Source organism: Corynebacterium sp. UMB9976, assembly GCF_030212265.1.
Taxonomy (GTDB): Bacteria; Actinomycetota; Actinomycetes; order Mycobacteriales; family Mycobacteriaceae; genus Corynebacterium.
In genome coordinates, this window is record NZ_JASODY010000022.1 from 1 (window position 1) to 20,592 (window position 20,592).

Sequence of the window (20,592 nt, forward strand, 5' to 3'; positions counted from 1 at the left end):
ACTGCGTAAATCTAGACCGTTGTGACACACCTCAATCATGCTCGAGCACAGGCCCACAATTAGGAGACACGCCCTAGTCGGTAACTGATTTCTCAGTCCAACTAATGGGGAGCAGTTCATTATTGCCTCGGGGGTTTTGCGGGGGCTTCGTGAGGGCTTGGCTATTCACTCCACCCCCTATACGCGTGTCTGCTCACTAAACTAGGGTTAAAACCCGGACAACTTCGGCCGCCCCTGCGGCCCGTCTGCTCACGTATGCCCGATATATAAGGAGTGAAGACCGTGCACACCACGCTGTTACTAGTGGTCAAGATCGGCCTGCTCGTGCTGCTGTGGTTCTTCATTTGGATGACACTCCGCGCGCTTCGCAAGGATCTGAACTACGCGGCGAACCCCGGGGCTGCCGCTGGTGGTGGCGCGCCGATGGGCTACGCCGCCCCCCATGTTGGCCTGGCTGGTGGCACGTCTAGCAGCGGTTTCCGGGGCACGCGTCACCGCACGAATCCGCCGAAGTCCCTGATCATCACCAGTGGCCCGCTGACCGGGACCACACTGAACTTCCAGGGCTACGACGAGATCACGATCGGCCGTTCCTCGGTGTCCACACTGCAGCTGGAGGATGATTTCGCGTCGGGCACCCATGCCCGGCTCATCCGCCGGGGTCGGGACTGGTTCATCGAGGATCAGGATTCCCGCAACGGCACGTGGCTGAACGGCCAACGCATTGACCAGCCGGAACGGCTCGCCGAGGGAATGGAAGTCCGGATCGGGCAGACCCAGGTGAGGATGGAGCAATGACGGATCAGCGCTTGGCTTTAGATTTCGCCGCATCCTCCGACCGCGGTTTGGTGCGCACGAATAATGAGGACTCCGCCTACGCGGGCCCGCGCCTGCTGGCTCTCGCCGATGGCATGGGTGGCCACGCGGCCGGCGAGGTCGCCAGCCGCTTCTTGGTGGACACCCTGCGGACGCTGGACTCTCCGCTCCTGGACGAGCCGGATGAGCGCCGCCGCCTCACCTCCGTGCTGGAGCGCGCGGTGGATGAGGGCAATGAGCGCATCGCCTCCCACGTGGATGAGAACCCACAGCTGGAGGGCATGGGCTGCACCCTCACCGCGATCCTATTCAGCAACGCTAAGGCCGCGATGTGCCACGTCGGCGACTCCCGCGCCTACCGGCTACGCGACGGGGAGCTCACGCAGATCACGAAGGACGATACTTTCGTCCAGACCCTCGTGGACGAGGGCAAGCTCGACGCCACGGACGCCAGCTCCCACCCCCAGCGCTCCCTGATCCTCAAGGCGCTTACCGGCCGGCCCGTGGAGCCAATCTTCACGGAGTTTGAGGTGCTGCCGGGCGACCGCTACATGCTGTGTTCCGATGGCCTCTCCGATCCGGTGAGCCTCGACACGATGCGGGACATTCTGAACGCCTACGACCCTGCCACCGCAGCCGATCGCCTCGTCGAGATGGCGCTGCGCGGCGGTGGACCAGATAACGTCACCGTCGTCGTCGCGGATGTTGTGGACCTCGCCGATGTCGAGGACGACGCGTCAGGCGAGGGTAACGCGGCAGGTTCTGCTGGTCGCGGCCCGCTGCCGGAGACCCCAGTGCTCGCTGGTGCTGCCTCCCCCACTATGCAGGAGAGCCGCAGCTTCGATACGCCCGCGGCCCGCGCCGCTGCCAGTGGCGCCAGCGTGACGAGCTCGCGGGCGCCTCGGCCCCCGAAGGATCCCGAGGAGGTTTCGGAGCCGGCTGGGGTAGCCACCCTTGGCGACCCTGGTTCGGAGCCGGCTGCTGCGCCCGCATCCGGCGCGGCGGAACCCACCAGCGCAGACGGAACCGACGTCCCTAAAAAGAAACGGGGACGGGGCTGGATCGCCCTGGTCGTCGCATGCATCCTCGTCGTTGGGCTCGGAATCGCCGGATTCTTCGGTTACCAGAAGATCGGCGAGACCTACTTCGTCGCCGTGGAGGGCAAGCAGATCGTCGTGAAGAACGGGGTGCCCGGCTCCCTGCTGGGCCTCTCCCTGAACTCCACGCACCAGCGGATCTGCCTCGATGAATCTGCCTCCGTGCGACTCATCGGCGCAGATAATGGCTCCCCCGAGGACTGCCACCTCTTCCTGACCTCCGACCTGACCCCCTCGGCGCGAAGCACCGTCGAGAGCATGCCGGAGGACAGCTACCAGGCCGTCGTCGAGCAGGTGAATCGACTGGCAGAGGAAACCCTGCCGGTGTGTGTCACCCGCGAGAAGAAGGACAATGGGAAGCGCCCCGGCGCAGACCGAGCCACGAGCACCGCCAGGAAGGGCGCTGAGGACCTGACGACCCCCGGCGTGTCCTGCCGGGAGGTGAAGTGAATTGACCAAGGGCTTTTTTAAGAGAAAGACCGAAGCCTGGCTGCTGCTGCTCACCGCAGTGGTCACCCTGACGGCGGTCGTATCGCTGGAGCTGGCGCAGGGCAATGAGCTCAGCTCCAGCATCTTCCTGCTGGTCGGTGGGTTCTTCCTCATCTTCCTGGTCGCGCACCTGGTGATGAACTGGGTGGCCCCCGACGCGGATCAGGTGATACTGCCCGTCGCAGCTCTCCTCAACGGGCTGGGTCTGGTGATGATTTACCGCATTGACCTGGCCACGGGCATGTCCCTGGCAAAGTCGCAGATCATGTGGATGGTTATCGGCGTGGGCCTGCTGGTGGCGGTGCTGGTGTTCCTGAAAGACCACCGCTCGCTGCAGGACTACGCCTATCTGATGGGCCTGGTGGGGCTGGTGTTGCTCGCGCTGCCAATCGTGTGGCCGACCAGCCTCAATGCGGACGCCAACGTGTGGATCTCTATCGGGCCTTTCTCCATCCAGCCGGGCGAGTTCGCGAAGATCCTGCTGCTGCTGTTCTTCGCCGCACTCCTGGTCAGCAAGCGACGCCTGTTCTCCGTGACGGGTAAGAGCCTGCTGGGGCTACAGTTCCCCCGCATGCGCGACATGGGACCGCTGTTCCTCGTGTGGGGACTGGCGATGGTCATTTCCGCCGCGCAGAACGACTTCGGCCCGGCCCTGCTTCTCTTCGCCACCGTGCTGGGGATGCTGTACATCGTGACGGAGCGCGCCTCCTGGGTGGTGCTCGGCGTGGGGCTGGCCTCGGTCGGCGCGGTCGCGGTGTACCAGGTGTCCGACAAGATCCAGACCCGTGTGGCGAACTTCGTGGACCCGTTCGCGGACTTCCACAACCGGGGTCTGCAGCTCGCGCAGTCCCTGTTTGGCCTCTCCTACGGCGGGATCACCGGCAAGGGGCTCGGCGAGGGCTATCCGGAGCTGATCCCGGTGGTGCAGTCGGACTTCATCCTCTCCGCCTTCGGCGAGGAGCTCGGCCTGATCGGCCTATCCGCGATCCTGCTTCTGTACGCAATCTTCGTGCTCCGCGGCTTCACGGTGAGCATGCACGCCAGCGATTCCTTCGGCAAACTCGTCGCCGCTGGCCTGTCCCTGACGGTCGCGGTGCAGGTCTTCGTTGTCGTGGCGGGTATTTCCAAGCTCATGCCGATGACCGGCCTGACGACCCCATTCCTTGCCCACGGTGGCTCCTCGCTGTTGGCGAACTACATCCTGCTGGCGATCCTGCTGCGGATCTCCGACTCTGCCCGCGCCCGGCGCGCGGTGCAGGACGAGGGCAGCAAGTCCGGCGGGATAGATGCCAAGTCCGAGGAGAAGCAGGGGGCTGCGCAGAACAACGCGGAAGGTGAGCTCGCGTGAATCGACCGATTAAAGCCGTAGCCATCTTCAGCATGATCTTGACGGTCATTCTGCTGATCAACCTGACCTATATTCAGGCCTTCCAGACCAAGGAGCTGGCGGAGAACCCGCTGAACGCGCGCCAGTTCTATGACATGAAGCAGCGCCAGCGCGGGCAGATCTCCGCTGGCGGGCAGGTACTGGCCGAGTCCGTGCGGGACGATAACGGCTACTACAACCGCCGCTACGTCTACGCCCCAGAGGCCTTCGGCTCGGTGGAGGGTTACTTCTCCGACCGCTTCGGTGCCTCCGGTATCGAGGCCAGCCAGAATTCCATTCTCTCGGGTGAGGACGACAGCCTCTTCGCTCGTCGTATGTGGGACCAGATCTCCGGCAAGGAGGTCCGTGGCGCGAATGTGGAGCTCACCTTAAGCCCGCAGGTGCAGCAGGTGGCCTACAACGAGCTGGCTAGCAAGGGTTACTCCGGCTCTGTCGTGGCCCTGCGCCCCTCGACGGGCGCGGTGCTGGCGATGGCCAGCACGCCCTCCTATAACCCGAGCGCGATCACGGATCAGTCCCCGGAGGCAGCGGCCGCGAACTTCGAGGCCCTCAGACAGGACGCAGGTTCCCCGCTGCTGAACCGCTCGACCCAGGTGACCCAACCCCCGGGCTCGTCCTTCAAGGTGATCACCACCGCCGCCGCACTACAGGCCGGCGATAATGCGGATACTCCGGTCAGCGCCGCCAGCCAGACCACGCTGCCGGACACGGTCACGACCCTAGAGAACTACGACGGCCAGCGCTGCGCGGGCGGGGAGACCACCACGCTGCGAGTGGCCTTCGAGAAGTCCTGCAACGTGCCCTTCGTCGAACTGGGCGTCAAGCACGGCGATGATCTTTTCCGTAAGACCGCGGAGGCCTTCGGCGTGGGTGATAGCTACGAGGGCCTGGGGCTGGGCATGCAGCGCTCGACGCTGGGTGACCTGCCGGACAAGGCGGCCCTGGGCCAGTCCGCGATCGGCCAGCGCGATGTCTCCCTGACCCCGCTGCAGAATGCCGTGATCGCGGCGACGATCGCCAACGGTGGTGTGCGCATGGAGCCGCACCTGGTCTCCAAGATCACGGGCCCGGATCTGAAGACCCTGAAGGAGACGAAGCCAAAGCGGCTGAACCGGGCGATTCCGAAGGAGACGGCAGAGCAGCTCAAGGAGCTCATGCAGGGCTCCGAGCGCGGTGGCGGCGGCTCGGCCACCATCGCGTCGAAGACCGGTACCGCCGAGCACGGCGAAGTTCGCGGCGCGGCCGCCCCGCACACGTGGTACATCGCGTTTTCCACTGAGGCGGACGTGGCCGTCGCCGTCCTGGTGGAAAACGGTGGCGGCATGGGCCAGGGCGCCACGGGTAACGCCGTGGCAGGCCCAATCGGCCGTGCCGTCATCGCAGCCGCGGAGCAGGAGCAGCGCTAAAAATGACTGAGCACCCAGAGCAGCACCAACCGGACCGCACGGATATCGAGTACACCCAGCGGCTATTGGGTGAGCGCTACCAGCTGAGCTGGATCGTGGGCCGAGGCGGGATGTCCACGGTGTGGCTCGCCCGCGACACCGTGGCGCAGCGGGACGTGGCCATCAAGATCCTGAAACCCGAATACACGGAGAGCCCGGAGTTCCGCGAGCGCTTCCGCAACGAGGCGGAGGCCGCGGAGCACTTCGATTCCCCGAATGTGGTCGCCACCTATGACTACGGGGAGATTTCCGCGGACGACTCCCAGCCCACGAACGAGACCCGTGCGGTGTTCTGCTACATCGTGATGGAGTACGTGCGCGGCGAGAGCCTGGCGGATGTGCTGCGCCGCGAGCGCCAGCTGCCGGAGCCCCTGGCCTTGGACCTGATCCGGCAGACCGCGATGGGCCTGGCGGCGATCCACGCCACCGGTACGGTGCACCGGGATATCAAGCCCGCCAACCTGCTGCTCACCGCCGATGGCACGGTGAAGATCACGGACTTCGGTATCGCGAAGGCCGCGCAGGCCGTGCCGCTGACCCAGACCGGCATGGTGGTGGGCACGGCCCAGTACGTCTCCCCCGAGCAGGCGCAGGGCCGGGAGGTCACCGCCGCTTCCGATGTCTACTCCCTCGGCGTGGTGGCCTACGAGGTGCTGGCTGGCCACCGGCCATTCCGCGGGGACTCCTCCGTCTCGGTGGCGATCAAGCATATTTCCGAACAGCCGGAGCCCCTGCCCGAGGAGCTCAGCGCCCCGCTGCGCGAGCTGGTGAACACCTGCCTGCGCAAGAGCCCGCGTGCCCGCTACGCCGATGGCCAGGAGCTCGCGGAGGCCACCGCCGCTGTCCTTTCCGGGGCTCCGGCCCCTCGCCCGGCGGCCCTGTCCGCTGCCGACGCCGCCGCCCATACGGACGTCTTCGCTGCTCACGGTGGTGCCCGGGGTGCTGCTCCTGAGGATTCCGACGCGGAGCTCAGCCAGGTCGTGTCGGGCCCGGGTACGGCTGTCCCGCCGCGGCAGGGTCCCGCCCAAGGGCCGCGCAAGGCCAGCGCCGCGGGTGCTGCGGGGGCGGCGTCCTCCCGCTCGGCGGGTCGTCGCGGCGGGCAGCGCGGCTCTGCGACCCCGTGGATCGTGCTCGGGGTGGTTGTAGCCCTCGGCCTGGGTGTGATCGGCTACCTCCTGCTCAGCGATTCGAACTCCTCGACCCAGGAGCAGGAGACGAAGACCGTGACCAGCGAGGTCACGACCTCCCCCACCCAGGAGGAGTACGTCCCGCAGCAGCCGGTGGATCCCCGCCCGGAGAAGACCCAGCCGAGCGAGGACAATGGGTCAGATGACGGGGAGACCAGCTCGACCCGACCGGAACGTCCCAGGCAGTCGTCGACACGGCCGGGTAGACCGACGGGCACACAGCCCACACCGAGCAGCCCGCGCCAGCCCTCGCAGCCGTCCCAGCCAACGGCCCCGACGGAGGACAACCCCGTCCCGCCGGCTCCGGACCCGGGCGGCGAGCAGCCCAACCCGGGGAATAACGCGGAGGGCCCAACCGGCACGGGTACCTCCAACCCCGCCGATGGCGAGGTCGGGGCGCTGGGGCTGCGGGCGATCTAGCCGCAGCCCGGTGCCCAGTTGCGCGACCGGGCTTTCCGAGGCGAAGAAAACACTAAAGTAGTAATGGGAACTGTGGCGCGGTAAAGTTACCGGCTTTGAAGCAGATTCCGGGCGGGCACCCGCCCGAGCCGTACCGCGGCAGTACACAGTGAGTTGGAAGATCAGAGGAGGTCGGTCGTGGACCGTGACGGGGCGATCCTCGGTGGCCGATACCACCTAGGTGCCAAGATCGGCACTGGTGGCATGTCGGACGTTTATGCCGCCGTCGATGAGCTCCTCGGCCGCGAGGTCGCCGTCAAGATGATGCGGCCGGACCTCGCCCGCGACGAGAACTTCCTGGAGCGCTTCCGCCGCGAGGCGCAGAACGCTGCGAAGCTGAACCACCCGGCAATCGTGGCGGTGTACGACACCGGCCAGACCCCGCCGGAAGATGGCTCCGTGCCCTATATCGTGATGGAGCGCGTGCAGGGCGAAACGCTGCGCGACATCGTCCAGGAGTACGGCAAGATGCGGCTCACGGATGCCGCCGCCATCATGTCCCAGGTCCTGGAGGCGCTGCACTTCAGCCACGAGGCGGGCATCATCCACCGGGATATCAAGCCGGCGAACATCATGATCACCAACACCGGCGCGGTGAAGGTGATGGATTTCGGTATCGCCCGTGCCCTGTCTGATTCCTCTTCTGCGATGACGCAGACGGCCGCGGTCATCGGTACCGCCCAGTACCTCTCCCCGGAGCAGGCGCGGGGTAAGTCGGCGGATTCCCGCTCCGATATTTACGCTGCTGGCTGCGTGTTCTACGAGTTGGCGACAGGTCAGCCGCCGTTTTCCGGAGAGTCGCCGTTTTCGGTGGCTTTCCAGCATGTCCAGGACGCCCCGCCGGCACCGTCGACGGTCGAGGGCATGCATCTTTCCCACCGTGAGGCGGATAGTTTGGACGCCATCGTGCTCACCGCGATGGCGAAAAACCCCGACGACCGGCACGCGGACGCCAAGGAAATGGCGCTGGACCTGCGCCGGTTGAGCGAGGATCAGGTGCCACTGGTGGCGAAGCTGCCGGGCGCCACGGGTCCTGCGGGTGCTGCTGGCTCCTCGGATATGGGCGGGGGTCGGCACCGCGCGGATGAGTCCTCGGGTGCGGGCACGGCCGCCGCCGCAGGTCTCGGCGCTGCCGGCCTGGGCGCCGCGGGTGCTGCGGGCGCCACGGAGCGCACGGCGGAACACAACCTCGGCGGCCAGAACTTCGCCCAGAACGGCGAGCACGCCTCGGACCAGGGCGCTGGTGCCAACGGCGGTGGGGCTGCGGGGGCGTACCCGGCGGCCGCCGGCGCGGGTGGTGCAGGAGGCGAGCTGCCGACGTCCTACCCGGACCACGGCACCTACCCCGACACACAAACCCCGCTGATTGACGAGGAACCGAAACGGCGCTGGTGGATCCCGGTCGTGGCGATCCTCGCGGTGCTGTTCCTGCTGGGCGCCGGGACCTGGGCGTACATCGCCTCGGACCGGTCGGCCGCGACGGCGGAAACGGTCAACGTCCCAGACGTCAAGAACCTCACCCAAGACGAGGCCGAGCGCAAGCTCCACGACCTGGGCCTGGAGCTGCGCGTGAAGGAGCGTCCGCACGCCGATATCGAGCGCGGCCGTGTGATCCGCACGGAGCCGGGTCCGAATAGCTCGGTGCCGAAGGGCACGGAGATCTCGCTGGTGGTGTCCTCCGGTAAGGAGATCACCGAGGTTCCGGATCTGACGGGTAAGAACACCTCCGAGGCAGCGCAGCTGTTGAAGGAAGCCGGCCTGAGCCTGAATAACCGGGTGAAGGAGGAGCCCAGCGATTCCGTGCCGGAGGGCCAGATCACTGAGCAGTCCCCGGCGCAGGGTTCGCAGGTCTCGAAGGGCACGAAGGTCACCATCACGGTGTCCACGGGTCCGCAGGAAGTTCGTGTCCCGGTGGTCACGGGCCAGGATGTCGAGGGTGCGCGCTCCAACCTGGAGGCCTCGGGCTTCACGGTGCTCGTCATTGAGGTCGATTCCACGGAGCCGGAGGGCAAGGTCCTGAGCGTCAGCGACGAGGGCTCCCGACTGCGCGAGGGCTCCGAGGTCACCTTGACGGTCTCCCGCGGGAACCAGTTCCGCGTGCCGAATGTCTCGGGCAAGGAGTTCGGCCAGGTCTACGAGACCCTGCGTGCCGCGGGTTGGGAAGGCTCCCCGGATAAGCTGCGCCGCGTGGATGTTCCGACGAATGACCTGGGCCGGGTGGACCGGGTGGCGCGTCAGAAGCCGTCCGAGGGTGCCACCCTGGACAAGAACGCCACGGTCACGGTGGATGTCTTCATCTTCCGCCTGATCCCGTAGTTTCCGCCGTCGGCGGGGACTGTCGGCGCCCTACTTGCTCAGCGCACCGGTCACGGCAAGCTGCTCTTCCTCGATGCGGCCGAGCAGGTCCTCATCGATGGGGAAACCGGCTTCGATCAGCCAGTTCGCGAGCATGCGGTGGCCGTATTGGGTCATCACGGACTCCGGGTGGAACTGCACGGAGTGCACCGGCAGGCTGGTGTGCCGCATCGCCATGATCATTCCGGAATCCACCCGCCCGGTGACCGCCAGCTCCTCGGGCACGGAGCCCGGGTCGACGGTCAGCGAGTGGTAGCGGGTGACGGTGAATGGACTCGGGATGCCCTGCAGCACGCCGGTGCCGTCGTGGGTCACGGGCGAGGTTTTGCCGTGGTAGAGCTCGTCTGCGCGCACGACTTGGCCCCCAAAGTGCAGGCCGATGGCCTGGTGGCCGAGGCACACGCCGAACAGTGGAATGCCCTGATCCACGGCCACGCGGATGACCTGCATGAGGTGCCCGGCGGCGGTGGGTTCGCCCGGCCCCGGGGACAGCAGGACGGCATCGAACTGACCAAGCACATCGGCGAGGTCGGCGTCGTCGAAACCTGCCTCACCGCCGAGCTCGGGTGCGTTATTGCGCCACACCACGCAGTTCTGCTCGTGGTAGCCGAGCTGCCCGAGGTACTGGACGAGGTTATAAACGAAACTGTCGAAGTTATCGACGACCAAGATGCGCATGGGCTGATTCTATCGCTGTCATGTTGCACCTGTGCCGCCATGCCCCGTGTGGTGCGGAATTGTCGGGTGTAGCTGCTAATATTGGCCGTTGTATTGGAAGCTGCCTTGGCAGCTGGAAGCACTGCCCTGTAATGGAAGCGAATTATGCCTAAGTCAAAGATCAATTCCCCGGAGGAGAACTTCGATTCCAGCGCCGCCGCTGGGGTGGATCGCCGTACCCCGGTGAAGCTGAACGCCTCGGGCACGCCACGGTGGTACATCGTGATCATGCTGGGCCTGATGCTGCTGGGTCTGGCGTGGCTGGTCGTGAACTACATCGCCGGCCCGGCCATCCCGCTGATGGTCACCCTCGGCCCGTGGAATTACCTGATCGGGTTCGGCCTGTTCATCGTTGGTCTGTTGATGACGATGGGCTGGAAGTAACCCTTCTTCTTTTCTGCCCGCCCTGGTTGCCAGGGCGGGTTTTTAATTCAGGACGCCAACCGCGCCGGCTACGATGAGCGCTGCCGTACCGATGATAAGCGCGCCGGTTTCGGCCCGGCGGAGTTGTGCCGGACCTGCTGTTGGACCGAGCAGCCCGCGAACGGCAAGATAACTGGCCCCGCCGCCGAGGAAGCCACCAACGTGGCCCCAGAGCGACACCCCGGGGGTGTAGATCGTCCACGCGAAGTAGATCAGCACCATGACGATGGCCGAGGTCATCTGTTCACGCTGCGCGAGTTTCATGCCGAGCAGCATGGCCAGCAGCCCGTAGCCGACGGTTGAGGCCCCTCCCATGGTGGCTTCTGGTTGCAGGGTGAGGCAGGCGAGTGCTCCGCCGCCTGCGGAGGCGAGGATCATTCCGGCGGTGATGCGGTGCCCGAAGCGTTGCTCCACAGCTTGGCCGATGAAGTAGATGGCCAGCATGTTGAAGGCGATGTGGGCGGCATCGAGGTGCACGATCGAGGCGGTGGCGGCGCGCCACCATTGGCCGTGCTCCGCCATTTTCTCCGCGGAGAGGAGTAGTTCCCAACCGAAGTTTCGGGAGTCGCTGAGCGGGCTTTCGAGCGCGTAAACGACCCCGCGGCCGGAGAAACCCTGCTGAAATACGTGAAAGACCGCCTGCAGCGCCATGGCTGCATAGACGGTCACGTTGATCGCGATGAAAATCGCGATCACAGGGGTTTTACTGAGTGATCTCGACAGACTCGATCACCACGTCGTCGTTCGGACGATCCATGCGGTCGGTTGCCACACGGGAGATCTTCGCAACGACCTTCTGGGACTCCTTGTCGGTGACCTCACCGAAGATGGTGTGGCGGTTGTTCAGGTGCGGGGTGGCCGTCACCGTGATGAAGAACTGGGAGCCGTTGGTGCCCGGGCCGGCGTTGGCCATGGCCAGCAGGAATGGGCGGTCGAACTGCAGCTCAGGGTGGAACTCGTCCTCGAACTGGTAGCCCGGGCCGCCACGGCCGGTGCCGGTCGGGTCGCCGCCCTGGATCATGAAGCCGTCGATGATGCGGTGGAAGATCGCACCGTCGTAGAACGGGCCTTCGTTGCTGCCCTGAGCGTTCGGCTGGGAGTACTCCTTGGTGCCGTTGGCCAGGCCGACGAAGTTCTCGACGGTCTTCGGCGCGTGGTTGCCGAAGAGGTCGATGGAGATGTCCCCGTAGTTGGTGTGCAGAATTGCGGTTTCAGTCTTGTTAGTCACGCGCCCCAGTGTACTTCAATCGGCAGTCGCTGGGGCAGGGTGGTTGGGCTTCCGCAGCGGGCGGGCCGGGGCTAGCCATCAGGGTTGCTGCAACATGTTTTGAGCAAACCCCACGGCAGGATATCTGGGCTTTGCCTATCATGGGACTGTTGGTGAAATTTCAACGCAAGAGGAGATTCCTAGATGAATCCCAATACCCTCAAGCTGGCGCTGACTATTGCCCAGCAGCTGCGGAAGTCGCAGAAGAACCGTGCGCAGCGTAGGCAGCTCGCGGAGTTCGATGCGCTTCGCGATCAGCGAAATGTGACCTTGTCGGACGAGCAGCAGCAGGCTGTGCTGGCTGATTCGCCTGCTCACATCCGTGCTGTTGCGGAGGAAATGCGGAAGCAAGACGGCGCAGCCGAGGCTCTTGCGAAGGCTCGTGCGCTGCACGCAGCCCACGAGGAGAGCACCGCGCTAGCGGAGGGTAACTCCCCCGCTACGCAGTTTGATAACCCGCTGGCCAAGTCCGCGAAGAAGGCTCGGAAGGCCGCCAAGCGCAATTCGCTGCGAGGCAGGACGAGCCAGGGTATCTCTGATCTAAAGAACGAAAAAAATGAATTGAAGGAGAAGGGCATGGCTAACGCGACCGACGCGTTCAACCAGCTCGGCGACCGCGCCGAGGAGCTGTTCGAGGACGGCAAGAAGAAGCAGAAGAAGCTGGCTAAGCAGGCGAAGAAGGACGGCAAGAAGGCCCGCAAGGCTGCCAAGAAGAACAGCAAGGACCTGCGTTCCAACCTGCAGAACGTCGCTGACGACGCCCGCAACCTCGTCGAGGACCTGGGCGATAAGAAGAAGCAGCGCGAGCTCGCCAGCTCCGTGGCTGGCGCTTTCGCCGCTGGTCGTGCCGGTGCCCGCGCGGCCGCTGATGAGCTGTGGGAGGGTGCAACCCACGCGGCGGAGTCCGCTCGCGAGGCTGCCCAGAAGGAGGGCGCAAAGGCCCGCAAGCAGGAGACCCGCAGCGCGAATAAGCGTCTGAAGAAGGCTCAGAAGCGTGCGGCGAAGAAGGCGCAGCAGGCTGGTAAGCAGGCCCAGCAGACCCGCGATCAGCTGGAGTCCCGCGTGCAGGGCGGCCTGGAACAGGCTCGTTCCCAGTTCGCGAACCTGCAGGAGCAGGGCGCTGATCAGCTGAAGCAGACCAAGAAGGATGCTGCGAAGGCTAATAAGCAGGCAAAGAAGGACGCGAAGAAGCGTCGCAAGGCTGCCGAGCAGAACGTCAAGGCACTGAGCAAGCGCGGCCAGAAGAAGGTCGACAAGATCAACAAGAAGGCCCAGAAGAAGGCCGCCAAGCTGGAGCGTAAGCGCAACGGCAAGGGTAAGTTCGGCCGTAACATCCTGCTGGTTCTGCTGCTGGCTGCCGCTGGCGCGGCTGTCGCTGCCCTGCGCGAGAAGAAGCAGACCCCGGCGAAGTCCGCCCCGAAGGCTTCTGATTTCTCTGGCAAGGCCACGGGTTCCGCCGCGAAGCCGAAGGCTGAGGAGGCTGCCGCGAAGGCGAAGGCCGCTGCTGCTGATGCTAAGGAAGCCGCCGCTTCCGCTGCTGCCGAGGCCAAGGCGAAGGCTGAGGACAAGGCCGAGGAGGTCAAGGAGCAGGCTTCCGACGCCAAGGCGAAGGCTGAGGCTAAGACCGAGGAGGTCAAGGAGCAGGCTTCCGACGCCAAGGACAAGGCTGAGGCTAAGGCCGAGGAGGTCAAGGAGCAGGCTTCCGACGCCAAGGACAAGGCTGAGGCTAAGGCTCGCGAGGAGAAGGCCAAGGCCGAGCAGAAGAAGGCTCAGGCTGAGCAGAAGAAGAACGAGGAGTCCAAGAAGGATTCCGGTTCCAAGGCTGGGGCCCCGAAGGCTCCGGGCGCGCCAGCTGCCCCGAAGGCACCGGGTGCACCGGCTGCTCCGAAGAAGGCCGATAACGCCAAGAAGGATTCCAAGGATGACGAGGGCGGCCGCCACCGCCTCTAAGGAATAACTTGCACTACCCGTGGGTCAGCCACGCTGGCGGTACCACCCCTGATGCGGGCGCCGCGGGCGTGCAACCCGGATCTCTGACGCTGCGCTGGCGGATCTTCCCGATTTCCGCTGGTCGCGGCGTTTCCGCGTGCCAGGGGGCTTTCCGCCGGGCCGCGAATACGGCATTCGCCGCGCTCCGCCACCAGGGCGGGGAGGCTGCGGATGCCGTTTTTCTGGATTCCGGTTCGGCGTTTCAGGGCGATACGGCGCGGTCTTTTCTCGCTTTCTCTTCCGCCCGCGCCGCTGTTCGCGGAGCTGTTGACGGCACCGTTCACAGCCCAGTTCCCGAGGTTGGGGACGACGCCAGCGCGGCCGCTGGTCCCGGTTTCGCGGTGGCTTACCGCCTCCCGGGGCACGCCACCGGTGCCGATGTCGGCGACGCCGCCGCGGGTGTAGGGGCAGCGGGTGCGGACGCCGGGAATGTGGGCGCCGGGGACGGCGCCGCCTTCTATGACGCGCTGCGAGGGCAATTGCGGCGCATCCACGTGCCGGAGGACTTCCCGGCGCAGCTCACGGGCGGCTTCGCGCTCGGCTGGGTGGGCGCCTTCGGCTATGAGTTGAAGAACCTCTCCCCCGACGTGCTCGCCAGCGCCACCCGGCGCGGGGCAGGGCTCGGCGCCAAGCATGCGGCTGTACCCGCGCAGGGGGCAGTGGCTGAGCTCGGTGCCGGGAACGGCGGGGCCGCACCTCTGCGCCACCGCAGTCATCCGGACGCCGCCCTTCTCTTCGCGGACCGGGGGCTGGTCTTCTCCCCGCACGATGGCGCGGTGATCGCACTGGCCCTGGAACCCACGGGGGCATCGGGCGCGCCCGGCGGCGCACCAGGGGACGAACCTCTCACGTCTCCCACCCCCGTCACGAGCCCCACGCCGGACGCCAGCCCGGCTGAGGCGTGGTTCCGGCAGCTCGAAGACCGTTTCGGTACTGGTCTGCGGGAGCTTTTCCCCGCGGACGCCGAGGCTTTAACCACCCCGGACGCAGCTCCGATCGTGGCGGACCGGGCGGCCAGCGCACCCACCGACTACCGGCTGGATCACGGCCACGAGCAGTATCTGACCAATGTGCTGGCCTGCCAGAAGCACATCGCGGCCGGGGATAGCTACGAGCTCTGCCTGACCACGACCGCCCGCGGCCCAGCGCTAACCGACCCGTGGGGCGCGTACCAGCAGTTGCGCAACACGAGCCCGGTCCCCTACGGCGCTTATCTGCAGTTCCCCGGCCTCGGCGCTGCGCCGGCAACGGATCCTGGCACAGCCTCCCCCTCGCCTGTTGCGGTCAACCCCAGGTCGCGCACCGCCGCCACGCAGGCTGGCGCACCGGGTCTCCATGTGCTTTCGGCGTCCCCGGAGCGCTTCCTGCGTATCCGCCGAGCCGCTGTGTCCTCTCCAGGCACACCCGCCAGCGCAGCGACGAGCACCAGTACACCCACGAACGCGCCCACCGGCACCACCCCCGCCCCGCTCTTCGTCGAGGCCAAGCCCATCAAGGGCACCCGGCCGCGCGGCACCGGTACTGAGGATGAGCGGTGGCGTCGTGAACTGCAGAACAGTGAGAAGGACCGGGCGGAGAACCTCATGATCGTCGACCTGCTCCGCAACGACCTGGCGAAGATCTGTCGGCCGGGCAGCGTGCGGGTGCCGGAGCTGTTCGCGGTCGAGAGCTATAGCCACGTCCACCAGCTGGTCAGCACGATCACCGGCGAGCTGGATGGCGGTACTGGAGCGGATGCTGTGGATTGCCTCGCGGCGTGCTTCCCGGGCGGGTCGATGACGGGTGCTCCGAAGGTCCGCTCGATGGAGCTGCTCGAGGATCTGGAAGGTACTGCGCGCGGGCTGTACTCCGGTGCGATTGGGTGGCTCTCCCCCACTGGCGAGGCGGATCTGTCCATCACGATTCGCACGCTCATCGACGATGGCCGCGAATCCAGCTTCGGGGTGGGCGGGGCGATCGTCGCGGACTCCGACCCCGAGGCGGAGTGGCAGGAAATCCTGGTCAAAGCCAGCGCCCTGCTGGAGGCGCTAGGCGCCCGGATCGTTGGCAGCGCATAGCGCTCCCGGTCCCCCTCACTGCCCAGATCACCCCGGCAGCAGCCCCCCGGCGCGGAGCCACACACCCACCGCAGAGCGGCTAACCCACCGCGCCGCCGCACGCGCCCCCGGCGCGGGCAAGCCCCCAGCACCGCCTAGTCGTGGCGGTGCATATCCTTATTGCCGCCCACGTAGTGCAGCAGCTGGTGGATCCGGTCGTCGACCAGGGAGTACAGCATCTGCCGACCGTCGCGTTCCACGGTGAGGATTCCGGCGTTGGACATGTAGCGCAACGCTGCGGACGCGGTGGCGGGCCGGAGTTCGCACTCGTTGGCCAGCTCCGTCATCGTCATCTGGGCCGGACCCTGGTAGTGCAGGGTCAGCAGCAGGCGAAAGCGCGTCGGATCCGAGAGGATCTTGAAGGACTGCCCCCAGTCCTCGACGAGCTGCAGAATTTCCGCTGGGGTGCCGGGGTGCTCGCTCTTGTGATCAGCGTGCGTCATGTCTACTCCACGTTCATCCAGGCCCAAGGGTGGTGGCCGCGGCCACCTCGCGCCCAACGACCGGTGCGTCTTCGCCGGCGCGCGGTACGGCCCCTTCGGGCAGCAACGTTGCTCTCTTACTCGATCTTATCCAGCGCGTCGGCCAGGCGCTGCACCGCAGCGTCGACGTCCGCCCACTTGTCCAGGCCGAACAGGCCAATGCGGAAGGTGGCCAGGTCCTCTGGCTCGTCGATCATCAGCGGCACCCCACCCGCGATCTGCAGGCCGGCCTCCTTGAAGGCCGCGACGTAGTTCTTCTTCGGGTCCTTGGCGTTGACCACCACGACGGATGCTGCCTCGCAGCCCGGCGCGGCGACCGAGGTGTAGCCGCGCTCGGCGAAGAGCTCGCGGACCTTGCCGCCCAGCTCTTCCTGCTTGGCGCGCAGGGTCTCCATGCCGACTTCCTGGGCTTCCTTCATGAGCTCCAGGTTGTGCAGCAGGGTGTCGGTGGCCATGGTGGCGTGGTAGCCCGCACCGCCGTCCACGTAGCCGTCGGCGATGGCGGTCCACTTCTTCAGATCCATCGCGAAGCTGCTGGTCTGGGTGTTTTCCATCGCCTTGCGGCCGTTTTCGCTGAACAGGACGTAGCCGGCTGCCGGGCTACCGGACCAGCCCTTCTGCGGCGCGGAGATCAGGACGTCCACGCCCGTCTTCTTCATGTCCACCCACAGGGTGCCGCTGGCCACGCAGTCAAGGACGAAGACGCCGCCGACCTTGTGCGTCGCTTCGGCGAGCTGCGTGATGTAGTCCTCGCTGATGATGATGCCGGAGGCGGTTTCCACGTGGGGAGCAAAGACCACGTCTGGCTTGTACTCGGCGATGGCGGCGGTGGCGTCCTTAATATCCATCGGCTCGAAGGTGGGCGCGCCTGCCTCGGTGGAGACCTGCTTGGCCTTGAGGACCTTGTGCTGGTCGGTGAGCTTGCCGGTTTCGATGATCTGGGTCCAGCGGTAGCTGAAGAAGCCGTTGCGCAGGACGAGGGTCTTGGCATCGTTCGCGAACTGGCGGGCCACGGACTCCATGGCGAAGGAGCCGCCACCTGGGATGATGGCCGCGGAGTGGGCGTTATAGGTGTCGCGCAGGATGCCGAGCATGTCCTGCATGGCGTCCACGAACTTCGCGGACATGTGGTTCAGGGAGCGGTCGGAGAATACGACGGAGTATTCGACGAGCCCCTTGGGGTCAACGGTGTCTAGTGGGAGATTCATATTTCCCAGAGTAGCGAGTTTCTTATTCGCAACCGGCACCGGTTTTGTGTTTCAGCTGATTGAAAGTTCAACCTTTCGGCTGATGTGCTTTTCGGGGGCGGTTCATAGGCTTTCTAAGTATGAGGGAAAACCGTGGAGCAGTAAGCACGCAGAGCGCACTGGCGGCAGCTGGTTCGGCGCGAGCGCATGCTCCGAATAAGTGGGCTGCGCTGGGGGTTTTGGCGTGTGGTCTGGCGCTGATCGTGCTGGACGGGACGATCGTCGGGGTGTCCATGCCGGCGATCATCGGGGCCCTGGATCTGGATCTGGCGGGTGCCCAGTGGGTGACGAGCCTGTATTCGGTGGTTTTCGCCGCCCTGCTGCTCACCGCGGGCAAGTTGGGGGATGCCAAGGGGCGGAGGACGTTATTCCTGGCTGGTGTGTCGCTGTTCGTTCTCGGTTCGGTGATCGCCGGTCTGGCGGGGTCGGCCGGGGTGCTGATTGTGGCCCGCGTGGTCCAGGGCATCGGTGGGGCGGCGATTCTTCCTTCCACCCTGTCCAGCGTGAATTCCCTGTTCCAGGGGGATGACCGGGCGGCGGCCTTCGGTGTGTGGGGTGCGGTCATGGCCGGTGCCGCGGCGGTGGGCCCGTTGGCTGGTGGCCTGCTGACTGAGTACGCGGGCTGGCGGTGGATCTTTTGGGTCAACGTGCCGAGCGGCGTGCTGCTTTTCGTGTTGGCGTTGAAGCTGGTGCCGAATACGAAGGGCCGGTCGGATGCGGGGCACGACGTCGCCGGTTTCCTGCTCTCCGCGATCGGTTTCGGTCTGCTGGTCTTCGCGATCATTCAGGGTCCGAAGATGGGCTGGTGCTCGCGGCGATGGCGGCGGGCGCTTTCCTCAGCGGGGCGCTGGCCCGGCACCTCGCGGCGTGGATCGGCGCGAGCGGCACCGTGCTGCTGGGCCTGGGCCTGGAGGTCTTCGGTGTTCTGCAGCTGACCGCGGAGCAGGCCCCGGACCGCCCACTGTGGCTGATCGTCGTTGCCCTCGTGATCTACGGGGTGGGCCTGGGCCTGGCATCCGCGCAGCTGACGAGCCTGGTGTTGAAGGACGTTCCGGTGGAGCAGTCCGGCCAGGGCTCGGCCACCCAGTCCACGGTCCGCCAGCTCGGATCGGCGTTGGGCGCGGCGATGGCAGGCGCGATGCTTTCCGCCGGGATGGCGTTCCACTCCCGGGACCTGACCGGAACCACCGCCCAGCTGGCGGATGCCGCCCGCTCCTCGGCGGGCTCCGCGATCCCCGCCATGCGTGGCCAGGGCGTACCGGGACAGGTGCTGGACCCCGTGGTTGCGGCCTTTGCCAGCGGCACACGCTGGGCCTTGGTCTCCGCGATCGCGGCCTTGGTCATCGGCTTCCTGGCGGCCTTCATGGTCTCCAAGGCCAGCCGGGGCGACGTCCATAACTAAAAACGACACCACAAGAAGAACAAGAAACCAGAATAGAAAAGGATGAGCGCAATGAAGAACGCGCAGAAGACCCTGTTTACGACCGCTTTCATTTACCTCGTGATCGGCATGCTCAGTGGCGTGTTCTACCGGGAGGTCACCAAATTCAAGGAGTTCCCGGTCGATAACGCCACGCAGCTGAGCACGCTGCACACCCACCTGCTGGTGCTGGGCTTCATCGTCCCGCTGGTGGTGCTGGCCCTGGATAAGCTCTACACGCTGGCTGGGTCGAAGCAGTTCACGTGGTTCTTCTACCTCTACAACATCGGCCTGGTGATCACCCTGGTGATGATGACTGTCCGCGGCTGGCTGCAGGTCTTGGCCGGTAGCCCGCTGGAGGAGACCCCGGAACTGAGCAAGGGCATGGATGCTGGGATCTCCGGCATGGCGGGTATCGGCCACATCCTGCTGGCCGTATCCCTGGTGCTGCTGATGGTGCGCCTGGGTGCGCGCATCAACACGGTGCAGGCGCAGACCAAGCAGGTGAACGCCTAAACACTGATTCTGTGGCCGGGGTCACCCCGGCGTGCGTGATGGGCCACGGTGGCAGCCTGACGGCAGTTGTTCTCCAGCTGTTGCACAGGCTGCCATCGTGGTTATCGGCACTTCGCGCAGGTAGAATGACCTGCGGATTAAGTGACGATGAGAAAGGTGGCAGCCTCGGATATGTCGAAGAAGATCGATTTCGAGAAGCTGAACAACACGATCCAGTACGCCATGTGGTCGGCGTTTGAGATCAAGGCCGGCGTGCTCGGCGAGGATCGCGCGGCGGTTGCTGAGGACTTCCAGAAGTTCCTGGATTCCTACAAGGATTCCAGCGTGACCGTGCGTGGCGTGTATGACCTGACCGGCATGCGCCCGGAGGCGGACATCATGTTCTGGATCCACGGCGAGAAGCTGGAGGAGCTGCAGGCCTTCTACCGCGCCTTCCGCCGCGAGACGCTGCTGGGTAAGGCGGCTGTCCCTTATCGCACGAATGCTGCACTGCACCGCCCGGCGGAGTTCAATAAGTCCCACGTCCCGGACTTCATGGTGGACCCGGAGCCGAAGGAGTGGATCTGCCTCTACCCCTTCGTCCGCACCCCGGAGTGGTACCTCATGGACGACGCCCCGCGCCGCAAGATGCTGGTCGACCACGGTGTGGAGGCCCGCAAGTACAACCGTGTTCGCGCGAACACCATCCCGTCCTTCGGCCTGGGCGATTACGAGTGGATGCTCGCCTTCGAGGCACCGGATGTCGCGGAGGTTGTGGACCTGATGCGCACGATGCGTTACACCGAGGCCCGCAAGTACGTCTCCGAGGAGACCCCGTTCCTCACCGGCCGCATGATCACTGACTGGCTGCCGGAGTTCGTCGAGTCCCTGCCTTAAGGATTCGAGCTCTCTGGGCGCGGGCCTGCGGGTCTGCGCTAGCGAAACGCCCCCTCCCTCCCGTCACATGAACTGGCCCCCGAAAGTTGGACTGGTTTAACTCTAGGCGGTTAGGGCCTCAAGGGTCTGATTCCGATATTGCATCGGGGTCAGGCCCTTGAGTCGTTGTTGGATACGTTCGGTGTTGTACCACCCGATGTACTCGTCGATTGCCTGGTTGAACTCTGCGACGGTGTCGAAGACTTCGCCGTGGTACATCTCGGTTTTCACGTGCCCGAAGAAGTTCTCCATGACCGCGTTGTCGTAACAGTTGGCTTTACGCGA

At 65.6% G+C, this 20,592-nt stretch carries 19 protein-coding genes; 13 read left to right on the forward strand and 6 right to left on the reverse strand.

The annotated features are described in order from the left end of the window. The first annotated feature begins 282 nt into the window (after window positions 1-282). The 6 genes from QP140_RS08570 to pknB all read left to right on the forward strand — a co-directional run bounded on the left by QP140_RS08570 (window position 283) and on the right by pknB (window position 9,196). Window positions 283-798 carry an FHA domain-containing protein FhaB/FipA gene (locus QP140_RS08570; RefSeq protein WP_012359325.1) on the forward strand — a complete coding sequence of 172 codons (516 nt, stop codon included), beginning with the start codon at window positions 283-285 and terminating at the stop codon, window positions 796-798. Beyond that, window positions 795-2,363 (forward strand): PP2C family protein-serine/threonine phosphatase, encoded by a 1,569-nt coding sequence (locus QP140_RS08575; protein WP_284759196.1) that lies wholly within the window; start codon window positions 795-797, stop codon window positions 2,361-2,363. The genes QP140_RS08570 and QP140_RS08575 overlap by 4 nt, the downstream gene beginning before the upstream one ends. Before the next feature lies 1 nt (window position 2,364). After that, a complete protein-coding gene (locus QP140_RS08580) occupies window positions 2,365-3,750 on the forward strand; it encodes an FtsW/RodA/SpoVE family cell cycle protein (RefSeq protein WP_284759197.1) in 1,386 nt (461 codons plus the stop codon). Then, window positions 3,747-5,195, forward strand: coding sequence for a penicillin-binding transpeptidase domain-containing protein (locus QP140_RS08585; protein ID WP_070758890.1), 1,449 nt, complete (start codon window positions 3,747-3,749; stop codon window positions 5,193-5,195). Before QP140_RS08580 ends, QP140_RS08585 begins: the two co-directional genes overlap by 4 nt. 2 nt (window positions 5,196-5,197) lie before the next feature. After that, complete coding sequence (locus QP140_RS08590; RefSeq protein WP_284759200.1) at window positions 5,198-6,841, forward strand: serine/threonine-protein kinase; 1,644 nt, start codon at window positions 5,198-5,200, stop codon at window positions 6,839-6,841. Between the two features lie 177 nt (window positions 6,842-7,018). Continuing rightward, window positions 7,019-9,196, forward strand: a complete 2,178-nt coding sequence (gene pknB / locus QP140_RS08595; RefSeq protein ID WP_284759201.1) for a Stk1 family PASTA domain-containing Ser/Thr kinase — start codon at window positions 7,019-7,021, stop codon at window positions 9,194-9,196. A gap of 30 nt (window positions 9,197-9,226) precedes the next feature. Here pknB and QP140_RS08600 read toward each other — a convergent pair whose 3' ends face one another. Continuing rightward, a complete protein-coding gene (locus tag QP140_RS08600; RefSeq protein WP_012359319.1) occupies window positions 9,227-9,913 on the reverse strand; it encodes a glutamine amidotransferase-related protein in 687 nt (228 codons plus the stop codon). 144 nt (window positions 9,914-10,057) lie between these two features. On the opposite strand from QP140_RS08600, the gene crgA reads away from it, so the two are divergent. Next, entirely contained in the window at window positions 10,058-10,336 is a 279-nt protein-coding gene (crgA, locus tag QP140_RS08605; RefSeq protein ID WP_012359318.1) for a cell division protein CrgA, read from the forward strand. A gap of 42 nt (window positions 10,337-10,378) precedes the next feature. Here crgA and QP140_RS08610 read toward each other — a convergent pair whose 3' ends face one another. Both QP140_RS08610 and QP140_RS08615 read right to left on the reverse strand, forming a co-directional pair. Beyond that, entirely contained in the window at window positions 10,379-11,071 is a 693-nt protein-coding gene (locus QP140_RS08610) for a rhomboid family intramembrane serine protease (RefSeq protein WP_012359317.1), read from the reverse strand. A gap of 7 nt (window positions 11,072-11,078) precedes the next feature. Next, window positions 11,079-11,603, reverse strand: coding sequence for a peptidylprolyl isomerase (locus QP140_RS08615; RefSeq protein WP_012359316.1), 525 nt, complete (start codon window positions 11,601-11,603; stop codon window positions 11,079-11,081). Between the two features lie 183 nt (window positions 11,604-11,786). Between QP140_RS08615 and QP140_RS08620 the strand changes: the two genes are divergently transcribed. Then, entirely contained in the window at window positions 11,787-13,592 is a 1,806-nt protein-coding gene (locus QP140_RS08620) for a hypothetical protein (protein WP_284759204.1), read from the forward strand. An 8-nt stretch (window positions 13,593-13,600) separates the two neighbouring features. Further along, window positions 13,601-15,688, forward strand: coding sequence for an anthranilate synthase component I family protein (locus QP140_RS08625; RefSeq protein WP_284759205.1), 2,088 nt, complete (start codon window positions 13,601-13,603; stop codon window positions 15,686-15,688). A 134-nt stretch (window positions 15,689-15,822) separates the two neighbouring features. Here QP140_RS08625 and QP140_RS08630 read toward each other — a convergent pair whose 3' ends face one another. After that, window positions 15,823-16,170 (reverse strand): ArsR/SmtB family transcription factor, encoded by a 348-nt coding sequence (locus QP140_RS08630; RefSeq protein ID WP_070761778.1) that lies wholly within the window; start codon window positions 16,168-16,170, stop codon window positions 15,823-15,825. A 116-nt stretch (window positions 16,171-16,286) separates the two neighbouring features. Continuing rightward, entirely contained in the window at window positions 16,287-17,417 is a 1,131-nt protein-coding gene (locus QP140_RS08635) for an aminotransferase class V-fold PLP-dependent enzyme (RefSeq protein ID WP_284759206.1), read from the reverse strand. Between the two features lie 119 nt (window positions 17,418-17,536). Between QP140_RS08635 and QP140_RS08640 the strand changes: the two genes are divergently transcribed. The 4 genes from QP140_RS08640 to hemQ all read left to right on the forward strand — a co-directional run bounded on the left by QP140_RS08640 (window position 17,537) and on the right by hemQ (window position 20,268). After that, on the forward strand, window positions 17,537-18,391 hold the full coding sequence (locus QP140_RS08640; RefSeq protein WP_284759209.1) for an MFS transporter: 855 nt from the start codon (window positions 17,537-17,539) through the stop codon (window positions 18,389-18,391). Continuing rightward, window positions 18,274-18,858, forward strand: coding sequence for an MFS transporter (locus QP140_RS08645; protein ID WP_328701738.1), 585 nt, complete (start codon window positions 18,274-18,276; stop codon window positions 18,856-18,858). Before QP140_RS08640 ends, QP140_RS08645 begins: the two co-directional genes overlap by 118 nt. Window positions 18,859-18,900: 42 nt before the next feature. After that, on the forward strand, window positions 18,901-19,392 hold the full coding sequence (locus tag QP140_RS08650; protein ID WP_284759210.1) for a DUF2871 domain-containing protein: 492 nt from the start codon (window positions 18,901-18,903) through the stop codon (window positions 19,390-19,392). 171 nt (window positions 19,393-19,563) lie between these two features. Then, entirely contained in the window at window positions 19,564-20,268 is a 705-nt protein-coding gene (gene hemQ, locus QP140_RS08655) for a hydrogen peroxide-dependent heme synthase (protein ID WP_284759211.1), read from the forward strand. A gap of 102 nt (window positions 20,269-20,370) precedes the next feature. Here the strand turns inward: hemQ and QP140_RS08660 are convergent. Beyond that, a partial coding sequence (locus QP140_RS08660) for an IS3 family transposase (protein ID WP_284759212.1) occupies window positions 20,371-20,592 on the reverse strand: 222 nt, incomplete at its 5' end.

Excerpts from the sequence above, each read along its gene's own strand:
- crgA (WP_012359318.1), top strand. The coding sequence starts at position 10,058 with ATGCCTAAGTCAAAGATCAATTCCCCGGAGGAGAACTTCGATTCCAGC.
- QP140_RS08630 (WP_070761778.1), bottom strand. The coding sequence starts at position 16,170 with ATGACGCACGCTGATCACAAGAGCGAGCACCCCGGCACCCCAGCGGAA.
- QP140_RS08650 (WP_284759210.1), top strand. The coding sequence starts at position 18,901 with ATGAGCGCAATGAAGAACGCGCAGAAGACCCTGTTTACGACCGCTTTC.
- QP140_RS08620 (WP_284759204.1), top strand. The coding sequence starts at position 11,787 with ATGAATCCCAATACCCTCAAGCTGGCGCTGACTATTGCCCAGCAGCTG.
- QP140_RS08635 (WP_284759206.1), bottom strand. The coding sequence starts at position 17,417 with ATGAATCTCCCACTAGACACCGTTGACCCCAAGGGGCTCGTCGAATAC.
- hemQ (WP_284759211.1), top strand. The coding sequence starts at position 19,564 with ATGTCGAAGAAGATCGATTTCGAGAAGCTGAACAACACGATCCAGTAC.
- QP140_RS08645 (WP_328701738.1), top strand. The coding sequence starts at position 18,274 with ATGGCGGCGGGCGCTTTCCTCAGCGGGGCGCTGGCCCGGCACCTCGCG.
- QP140_RS08590 (WP_284759200.1), top strand. The coding sequence starts at position 5,198 with ATGACTGAGCACCCAGAGCAGCACCAACCGGACCGCACGGATATCGAG.
- QP140_RS08600 (WP_012359319.1), bottom strand. The coding sequence starts at position 9,913 with ATGCGCATCTTGGTCGTCGATAACTTCGACAGTTTCGTTTATAACCTC.
- QP140_RS08575 (WP_284759196.1), top strand. The coding sequence starts at position 795 with ATGACGGATCAGCGCTTGGCTTTAGATTTCGCCGCATCCTCCGACCGC.
- QP140_RS08640 (WP_284759209.1), top strand. The coding sequence starts at position 17,537 with ATGAGGGAAAACCGTGGAGCAGTAAGCACGCAGAGCGCACTGGCGGCA.